Origin of the sequence: Christensenella hongkongensis (assembly GCF_000981035.1) — a bacterium.
Classification (GTDB): Bacteria; Bacillota; Clostridia; order Christensenellales; family Christensenellaceae; genus Christensenella; species Christensenella hongkongensis.
Genome location: NZ_LAYJ01000048.1, coordinates 1 through 242, shown reverse-complemented (window position 1 = coordinate 242; position 242 = coordinate 1). Strand labels below are relative to the sequence as shown.

Annotated in this window: 1 protein-coding gene; it reads left to right on the top strand. The window is 53.7% G+C overall.

The annotated features are described in order from the left end of the window. Window positions 1-242 (top strand): bacterial Ig-like domain-containing protein (locus CHK_RS02560; protein ID WP_046442480.1); only part of this gene is annotated, 242 nt, incomplete at both ends.

The following is a 242-nucleotide window of genomic DNA, read 5'->3' as shown; positions in this document are numbered from 1 at the left end:
ACAGTGAATGCGCTCGTACCTGTTCTGGACAGCATCGAGGTGACGGAGAACCCGACGAAAACAACGTACACGGTAGGCGATACGTTTGATGCTGCGGGACTGGAAATAACGGCACACTATACGAACGGCGGCGCAGACAAGGTGCTGACGAGTGGTGAATACACGCTTTCTACACCCGATATGAGCACGGCGGGAACAAAGACAGTGACCGTGACGTACGAAGAAAGCGGCATAGAGAAGAC